The 8,157-nt window shown below is 71.5% G+C and carries 7 protein-coding genes; 3 read left to right on the top strand and 4 right to left on the bottom strand.

Annotated elements, in window-relative coordinates:
* Positions 1-919, bottom strand: a 919-nt coding sequence (locus tag ACFFNX_RS34895) for a serine hydrolase domain-containing protein (RefSeq protein ID WP_378210184.1), incomplete at its 3' end; no start/stop codon positions are given.
* Between the two features lie 86 nt (positions 920-1,005).
* On the bottom strand, positions 1,006-3,531 hold the full coding sequence (gene valS / locus ACFFNX_RS34890) for a valine--tRNA ligase (RefSeq protein WP_378210183.1): 2,526 nt from the start codon (positions 3,529-3,531) through the stop codon (positions 1,006-1,008).
* A gap of 107 nt (positions 3,532-3,638) precedes the next feature.
* Here valS and ACFFNX_RS34885 point away from each other — a divergent pair, with 107 nt between their 5' ends.
* Positions 3,639-3,950: a DUF4235 domain-containing protein gene (locus ACFFNX_RS34885; RefSeq protein ID WP_378210182.1), complete on the top strand. Its 312-nt coding sequence runs from the start codon at positions 3,639-3,641 to the stop codon at positions 3,948-3,950.
* A gap of 147 nt (positions 3,951-4,097) precedes the next feature.
* On the opposite strand, the gene ACFFNX_RS34880 is transcribed toward ACFFNX_RS34885, so the two are convergent.
* Together ACFFNX_RS34880 and ACFFNX_RS34875 are read right to left on the bottom strand one after the other, a co-directional pair.
* The gene (locus ACFFNX_RS34880) at positions 4,098-4,910 is read right to left on the bottom strand and encodes a hypothetical protein (RefSeq protein WP_378210181.1); all 813 of its coding nucleotides are present in this window, start codon (positions 4,908-4,910) and stop codon (positions 4,098-4,100) included.
* 14 nt (positions 4,911-4,924) lie between these two features.
* Entirely contained in the window at positions 4,925-5,221 is a 297-nt protein-coding gene (locus ACFFNX_RS34875; protein ID WP_329240019.1) for a DUF4193 domain-containing protein, read from the bottom strand.
* A 334-nt stretch (positions 5,222-5,555) separates the two neighbouring features.
* Here ACFFNX_RS34875 and ACFFNX_RS34870 point away from each other — a divergent pair, with 334 nt between their 5' ends.
* A complete protein-coding gene (locus ACFFNX_RS34870) occupies positions 5,556-7,121 on the top strand; it encodes a serine/threonine protein kinase (protein WP_378210180.1) in 1,566 nt (521 codons plus the stop codon).
* Positions 7,122-7,139: 18 nt separating this feature from the next.
* A partial coding sequence (locus ACFFNX_RS34865) for a serine/threonine-protein kinase (RefSeq protein ID WP_378210179.1) occupies positions 7,140-8,157 on the top strand: 1,018 nt, incomplete at its 3' end.

The raw sequence follows: 8,157 nt of genomic DNA, 5'->3' as shown, positions 1-8,157 counted from the left end.
CCGCCGGGCGCGACAGGATACGGACACCGCCGTCGCACCGGCCCTTGTTCAGCAACATCCGGCAGAACGCCAGGTAGTCGTCCACGGTCGACAGCAGACCCGGTCCGCCGCCACCGGAGGGGAAGGCCGGCGGGCGGTCCCACGCGCCGTCGCGGGCGTCGGGGCGGCGGACCAGCGCGCCGGTCTCCGGGTCGGCCGCGTAGCCCGCCGCCAGCCGGCCGAGCTTTCCGGCGGGCAGGTGGTAGCCGGTGTCGTCCATGCCGAGCGGCGCGAAGACGCGCTCACGCAGGAACTCCTCCAGCGGCCGGCCGGCGGCCCGCGCGATCAGCACACCGAGCACGTCGGCCGACGTGTGGTACATCCAGGCCGTGCCCGGCTGGTGGGCGAGCGGCAGCGTGCCGAGCCGCTTGATCCACTCGTCGGGGTCCACCGACGGCCCGTCCGGGCCGTTGTCCACGCCGGTCTCGGCGAGAGCGCGCTGGATCGGGTACGTGCCCGGCGGGGCGAAGATCACACCGAGCCCGAGCCGGAACGTCATCAGGTCGCGTACGGTGATCGGCCGTTCGGCGGGCACGGTGTCATCCAGCGGCCCGTCGACACGCCGCAGGACCCGGCGGTCGGCCAGCTCCGGCAGCAGGTCGTCCACCGGGTCGTCCAGGCGCAGCCGGCACTCCTCGATGAGGATCAGGCCGGCCACGGCGGTGATCGCCTTGGTCAGCGACGCGATACGGAAGATCGTGTCACGGCTCATCGGCGTGTCACCGCCGGCCTCGGTCGTGCCGAGTGCGATCACGTGCGTCTCCCCGCGCCGGTGCACCAGCGCGACCAGCCCGGGCACCTCGGCACGCTCGACCGCGCGGCCGAGCACCTCCCGCATCCGGTCCAGCCCGGTACGGGACAGCCCCGACGAAACACCCATCTGCGTTCCTCCTCATTCCGGCCTTCGCCGCTACAGACCTCACGGCGCGCCGGAACTCATCGGTGGCGCGGGACGGATTCGAAGGATCAGCCGGCGGGGGCCAGGGTGACGTCGACGGAGAAGCCCTCCTCCGGCACCGTCTCCAGGTGCAGGTCCGCGATGCGGCCGGCGGCGCGCAGGTCGGCCTGGGCCAGCTCTCCCACGCCGGCGCCGCGGACCGCGGCGCGCTCGACCTCGGCCCGCATGGAGACCTTCGCCGCGGACTTGGCCCGCCGGACCTGGCGGAGGACGTCGGAGGTGGCGGCGAGCACACCCGGGTCGCCGCCCCGGGGCAGCCCGTCCTCGACCGGCCACCCGGCGCGGTGCACCGAGCCCTCCCGCCACCACGACCAGACCTCTTCGGTGACGAACGGCAGGATCGGCGCGAACAGCCGGAGCACGACCGACAGCGCCGTGCGCAGCGCCGCGCGGGCCGACGCCGCCGAGGCCGGGTCGCCGCCCTCCTCGCCGTACGCGCGGGCCTTGACCAGCTCCAGGTAGTCGTCGCAGAGGTTCCAGAAGAACCGCTCGGTGCGCTCCAGCGCGCGGGTGTAGTCGTTGGCCTCGAACGCGGCCGTGGCGTCGCGGACGACGTCGGCGAGGGTGGCGAGCATCGACAGGTCGAGCCGCTCGGTGACCGGCGTGCCGTCCGGGACGTCCCCCAGCCCCAGCACGAACTTGGAGGCGTTGAGGATCTTGATGGCCAGCCGGCGGCCGACCTTGATCTGGCCGGTGTCGAAGGCGGTGTCGGTGCCGAGCCGCCCGCTGGCCGCCCAGTAGCGCACCGCGTCGGAGCCGTGCTGGGTCAGCAGGTCCATCGGCGTGACCACGTTGCCCTTGGACTTGGACATCTTCTTGCGGTCCGGGTCGAGGATCCAGCCGGACAGCGCCGTACCCGCCCACGGCAGCGAGTGGTGTTCGAGGTGCGCCCGCACGACCGTGGAGAACAGCCAGGTGCGGATGATGTCGTGCGCCTGGGGCCGCAGGTCGTACGGGAAGACGGCCGCGAACAGGTCGGGGTCGCGCTCCCAGCCGCCGGCGATCTGCGGGGTCAGCGAGGAGGTCGCCCAGGTGTCCATGACGTCCGGGTCGCCGACGAATCCCTCGGGCTTGCCGCGCTGGTCCTCGTTGTAGCCGGGCGGCGCGTCGGAGGACGGGTCGACCGGCAGGGTGTCCTCCGCCGGGACGATGGGCGCGGAGTGGATCGGCTCGCCGTCGGCGTCGACCGGGTACCAGACCGGGATCGGCACGCCGAAGAACCGCTGCCGCGAGATCAGCCAGTCGCCCGCCAGGCCCTCGACCCAGTTGTCGTAGCGGGCCTTCATGTACTGCGGGTACCAGGTCAGCTCGGCGCCGCGCGCCAGGAGCCGCTCGCGCAGCGAGGCGTCGCGCCCGCCGTTGCGGATGTACCACTGGCGGGTGGTGACGATCTCGAGCGGCTTGGTGCCCTTCTCGTAGAACTTGACCGGCCGGCTGATCGGCCGGGGCTCTCCGTCCAGGTCGCCGGACTCGCGCAGCAGCTCGACCACCCGCTCGCGGGCCGAGTGGACGGTCTTGCCCGCCAGCTCGGCGTACGGGCCGGGAGCGACGCCCTCGGGCGGCTCGGGCTGGAGCCGGCCGTTCCAGTCCAGGACGGCCCGGGTCGGCAGGTTCAGCTCGCGCCACCAGGTCACGTCGGTGAGGTCGCCGAACGTACAGATCATGGCGATGCCCGAGCCCTTGTCGGGCTCGGCGAGGTGGTGGGCGACGACGGGCACCTCGACGCCGAAGAGCGGGGTGCGCACGGTGGTGCCGACCAGCTCGCGGTAGCGCTCGTCGTCGGGGTGGGCCACCAGCGCGACGCAGGCGGGCAGGAGCTCGGGCCGGGTGGTCTCGATGTAGACCGGCCGGCCGCCGGCGTGGAAGCGGATGCGGTGGAAGGCGCCCGGCTGCTCGCGGTCCTCCAGCTCGGCCTGGGCCACCGCGGTGCGGAACGTGACGTCCCACAGGGTCGGCGCCTCGGCGACGTACGCCTCGCCCCGCGCGAGGTTGCGCAGGAAGGCCCGCTGGGCGGTCGCGCGGGCCTCGTCGCCGATCGTGGTGTAGAGCAGCGACCAGTCCACCGAGAGCCCGACACGGCGCCAGACGTCCTCGAACGCCTTCTCGTCGATCTCGGTGAGCCGGTTGCACAGCTCGACGAAGTTGCGCCGCGAGACCGGAATCTGCTTGCCGGGCCGGTCCGGCGGCTCGAACGACGGGTCGTAGGGCAGCGAAGGGTCGCAGCGCACGCCGAAGTAGTTCTGCACCCGGCGCTCGGTCGGCAGGCCGTTGTCGTCCCAGCCGATCGGGTAGAAGACCTCACGGCCGCGCATGCGCTGGAAACGCGCGATCGCGTCGGTGTGGGTGTAGGAGAACACGTGACCGACGTGCAGTGAGCCGCTGACGGTCGGCGGCGGGGTGTCGATCGAGTAGATCTCCGCACGCCGCTTCGAGCGGTCGAAGCGGTAGACGCCGCTCTCGTCCCAGAGGTCTACCCACTTGGACTCGAGTCCGTCGAGGGTGGGTTTCTCCGGTGGACGCGGCTTTTCTGTCATGCCGCCAATGGTATTGGCCGACCACGGCAGGTCCGACGTCATTATGTTGATCGTCTGTGAGAGGCTCGGAGCCGACACCGGCCGGTGGAACACTGAGAGGGACGAGCATGGCGGACAAAGGCGATCTCGGCTGGCGGCTGCTGGCCGGCGCGGCGGCTTTCGGCGCGGGCTTCGTGGCCCGGAAGACGATCACGATCGGCTGGAAGCAGATCACCGGCAAGGAGCCGCCGACCAACCCCGAGTCGCCGGAGGTCGCGCTGGCGGAGGCGATCGGCTGGGCCGTCGTCACCGGCGTCGGCATGGAGGTCGCGCGCCTGCTGGCGACCCGCGCCGCGGCCAAGCGCTGGCACAGCAGCACGGGTGAGCTGCCCGCCGCCCTGCGCAGCGCCGCCGACAAGGTCAAGAACGCGAACTCCTGACCCGGCACCCCGTACGGGCCGTGGGCGGGGAGGGCCTGGTCCCGGACCGGTGCCTCTTCCCGAGCACCAGCGGAGCCGTTCGGCACGGTTTGCGGGGTGGGGCGACAGCGCGCGACGCGGTTGGACGGCGGGGCTTTGGGACGGGTCCTAGCGTCCGCTCTCGATGGACGGCGGGCGGGAGGCCTGTTCGACGTGCTGGCCGCGCAGGTCGTCGCGGATCTTCTCCGAGAGCCGCCTGGTCGCCGCGTTGTTGAGGGCCCCGCCGGCGACGGCCCCGGTCAGGAACGGACCGAGGGTGGTGAAGTGACGGCCGAACACACGGAGCAGGCGCTTGCGCAGGCCGGCCTTTGCCGCCACGCCGAGCGCGGCCGTCACGCTGCCCGGCTGCATCGGGTCGAACCCTCGTTGCTGCGCCCACAGTTGCAGGAAGACCATGCCGCGCGCGGTGCCGGTGCCGGGAACCTGAACGCCGTAGACCTCGTGTAGCTCCGCGATCAGCTTGACCTCGATCGTCGCGACGACCACGGTCTCGGCCACGATCTGCGCCGGGGCGCTCAGCAGGAGCGGAGGCGCGGCGAACTGGATCGCGGCGAGCGCTCCGCCCGCGGCGCCCACGCCGGTCGTGGCCCGCTGTGCCGCGCGGACGACCGAGTCGGCCAGGGCCTCGCTCCGCAGGCCGTCGTGGTGGCGGCTCAACGTCTCGAGATCGCGCACGGGAACGTGCGGAGCGATCTCCATGAAGGTATCGGTGAGCCAGCGTCCCCGTCCGACGCCCGCGGCCCCGGCCCGGCGCGCGCTCGCGGCCATCAGGCGCGCGATACGTCCGAGCAGGCGGCCGCGGGTCTCGCGGTCCATGTCGTCCTCGGCGGACAATCGGCCGACCAGCTCCGCCATCTCATGGCCGAGCCGGTCGTCTCCGTCCCCCCAGCGGGCGACCTCCCTCTCCGGTCCCTCCGACACCACCGCTCCCCGCCTCAGGCGGCACACTCACGGCAGATCAACTGGCCGTTCTTCTCCTCGGCCAGCTGGCTGCGGTGGTGCACGAGGAAGCAGCGTGCGCATGTGAACTCATCGGCCTGCCGAGGCAGAACGCGGAGGCTGAGCTCCTCGTTCGAAAGATCCGCACCCGGCAGCTCGGTGACCTCACCGGCGTCGAGATCCTCATCGATGACACCGGTGCTCTTGTCAGCCCGGCGCGCCTGCAGCTCCTGCAGGCTGTCCTCGTTGAGGTCGTCGTCGGTCTTACGTGGACTGTCGTAGTCGGTGGCCATCTTCTATCTCCATCCCCCTCGGTCCATAGTTATGCGCCCCGTCGCGCGGGTCTAACGCTTGGGAAGCCCATCTTGTGCCCGATCCGGGCGGGAAATTCTGTCACGGGATTTGCCCTGCAACACGCAAGCCACGTCGCGTCACACGGCCTCTTCCCTCACCCGCGCCCGTAGATGTCCGATGTGTCGGACATCACAGCAGCAGGCGGGCGTCAGCTCCCCTCCTCACAACCATGAACCGGATAAGCACGACGAGCGTCACAGGTAACGCGATATCGTTCCCGCCGGGATAGACCTGGCGGGTGCAAAGAATAAGGGTTGTTGGAGGGGGTCACACATGCCGGATGCCGCTCCCCTGGAGCCGGGCGATCCGACCTCGCTGGGGCAGTACCAAGTCGTGGGAAGGCTCGGAGAGGGTGGCCAGGGGGCCGTCTATCTCGGCCGGTCGCCCTCTGGGGACTCTGTCGCGATCAAACTCCTGCACGCGCAGATGAACGCCGACTCGTCTGCCCGTACGAGGTTCGCGCGGGAGGTCGAATCGGCACAGAAGGTGTCACCTTTCTGTACCGCCCAGGTCCTGGACTATGACCTGAACGGCCGGCCGCCCTACATCATCAGCGAGTTCATCGACGGACCTCCGCTGTACGACGTGGTCCTGCAGGAGGGCGCCTTCCGCGGCGCCGCCCTCGAGCGCCTCGCGATCGGCACCGCGACCGCGCTCGCCGCGATCCACGAGGCCGGCATCGTCCACCGCGACTTCAAGCCCAACAACGTGCTCCTCGCCTCCGACGGCCCACGCGTCGTCGACTTCGGCATCGCACGCTCGGTCAACTCCCAGCAGAGCTCTGTCACCGCCACCGGCATGGTGGTCGGTACGCCCGGGTACCTCGCGCCCGAGCAGCTCACGGGCGAGCCCCTGACGGCCGCCGTGGACATCTTCGCCTGGGGCGCCACGATGATGTTCGCCGCGACGGGCCACTCGCCGTTCGAGGCCGAGACCCTCCCGGTGATCATCAACCGGATCCTCAACGAGGAGCCGGACCTCTCCCGTCTCACCGGCACCATGCGCGAGCTGGTCGGCGCGGCGCTGGACAAGAACCCCCGGCGCAGGCCGGCCGCGCACCAGATGCTGCTGCGCCTGCTCGGCCAGGTCGGCGCGACGCCCGGCCCCTCGTCCGACCGCGCGGAGCTGCTGGACAAGGGCACCCAGGTCGCGGCCGAGCTGCCGCCTCCGCCGCCGATCGTCCACACGCCCCCGCCGCCACCGCTGGTGAACACGCCGCCCCCGATGATGCCGGGCCCGTCGACGCCGAACCCGCCGATGATGATGCCGGGGCCCCAGACGCCGCCGCCGTGGCAGCAGCAGCGGCAGGCGCCGATGGCGCCGCAGTACACACCGCCGCCGCCACAGCGCAAGAACAAGAACGTCCCGATCTTCATCGGCATCGGCTGCGTGGTGTTCCTGCTGCTCGCCGTGGGCCTGCCGATCGCGCTCGTCGCCGGGGTCCTGTCCAAGACCAAGCACGACCTGTCCACGCTGCCGAGCTACACCCCGTCCCACTACGGTGTGCCGGACTCCTACGTCGGCACCTGGAAGGGCACCGGGACCAACACCGACTCCGGCTCGGACAAGCGGCCGTTCAACATCACGATCACCCTGAACTCCGACTCGCGGATCGGCAAGGCCGACTACGGCAACTGCTCCGGCTCGATGTTCGAGGAGCCCGACAGCTCCACCGACAGCAAGGTCGTCTTCAGCCAGACCCTGTTCAACCAGTCCGGCGGCACCTGCCCGACGTCCTCGTACGTGACGATGACGCTGAACGGCTCCTCCATGAACTGGGAGATCAGCAGGACCGAACTCGGCAGCTCGTTCGCGAACGGGACGCTCACCAAGCAGTGACCCTGGGGAGGCACGCCCATGCCGGAGATCGCTCCTCTCCGGGCGAACGACCCTGAGCGGCTCGGCTCCTACCGCCTGACCGGACGCATCGGCGAGGGCGGTCAGGGGACCGTCTACCTCGGAGAGGACCCGGACGGCGAGCAGGTGGCCGTCAAGCTCCTGCATGCGCAGTTCAGCGGTGACGCGAAGGCGCGGGCCAGGTTCGCCGCCGAACTGGCCAACGCCAAGCGGGTCGCCCCGTTCTGCACGGCGCGCATCATCGACTCCGACGTCGAGGGCGACGCGCCGTACCTGGTGAGCGAGTACATCGAAGGCCCGTCACTGCGCGAGGTCGTGGACGAGCACGGCCCGCGTACGGGCGGCGTGCTGCAGCGGCTGGCGATCGGCACGGCGACCGCGCTCGCGGCCATCCACGAGGCCGGCGTGGTCCACCGCGACTTCAAGCCGACGAACGTCCTGCTCGCGGCCGACGGCCCGCGAGTGATCGACTTCGGCATCGCGCGCGCTCTGGACGCCGGCGGCACGCTGACGAGCACGACCGTGGGCACGCCGTCGTACATGTCGCCCGAGCAGATCTCCGGTGAGGTCGCCGGGCCGCCCACCGACGTGTTCGCCTGGGCCGGCACGATCGTGTACGCCGCCACGGGCGGCCCCCCGTTCGGCCAGGACTCCATCCCCGCCGTGATGAACCGGATCGTGCACCAGGAGCCGATGCTCGGCATGCTCATGGGCCCGCTGCGGGACGTCGTGCTGTCGTGCCTGGCCAAGGACCCCCGGCGACGGCCGACCGCCCAGCAGGTGCTGCTCCGGCTGCTGAGCAACGACGGGGTCTCGCTCCCGGGCGCCCACCCGGCTCCCGCCACCGAGGTCCTCAACCAGGGCGCCCAGGTCGCGGCCCAGAACACCGACCCGCCGCCGTGGACGCCGCCGGCCGGCCCGTACCCCGCGTACCCGCCGGGCGGGTACCCACCCGGCCGGGACACACCGCCGCCGTACGGGCCGGGCGCCAACACCCCGCCGCCGTACGGGCCGGGCG

Origin of the sequence: Actinoallomurus acaciae (genome assembly GCF_042429965.1) — a bacterium.
Classification (GTDB): domain Bacteria; phylum Actinomycetota; class Actinomycetes; order Streptosporangiales; family Streptosporangiaceae; genus Actinoallomurus; species Actinoallomurus acaciae.
The sequence above is the reverse complement of the archived record's forward strand: the minus strand, read 5'-3'. Positions and strand labels throughout refer to the sequence as shown.

Coding starts and splice junctions, on each gene's coding strand:
- valS (WP_378210183.1), bottom strand. CDS start 3,531: ATGACAGAAAAGCCGCGTCCACCGGAGAAACCCACCCTCGACGGACTC.
- ACFFNX_RS34885 (WP_378210182.1), top strand. CDS start 3,639: ATGGCGGACAAAGGCGATCTCGGCTGGCGGCTGCTGGCCGGCGCGGCG.
- ACFFNX_RS34875 (WP_329240019.1), bottom strand. CDS start 5,221: ATGGCCACCGACTACGACAGTCCACGTAAGACCGACGACGACCTCAAC.
- ACFFNX_RS34870 (WP_378210180.1), top strand. CDS start 5,556: ATGCCGGATGCCGCTCCCCTGGAGCCGGGCGATCCGACCTCGCTGGGG.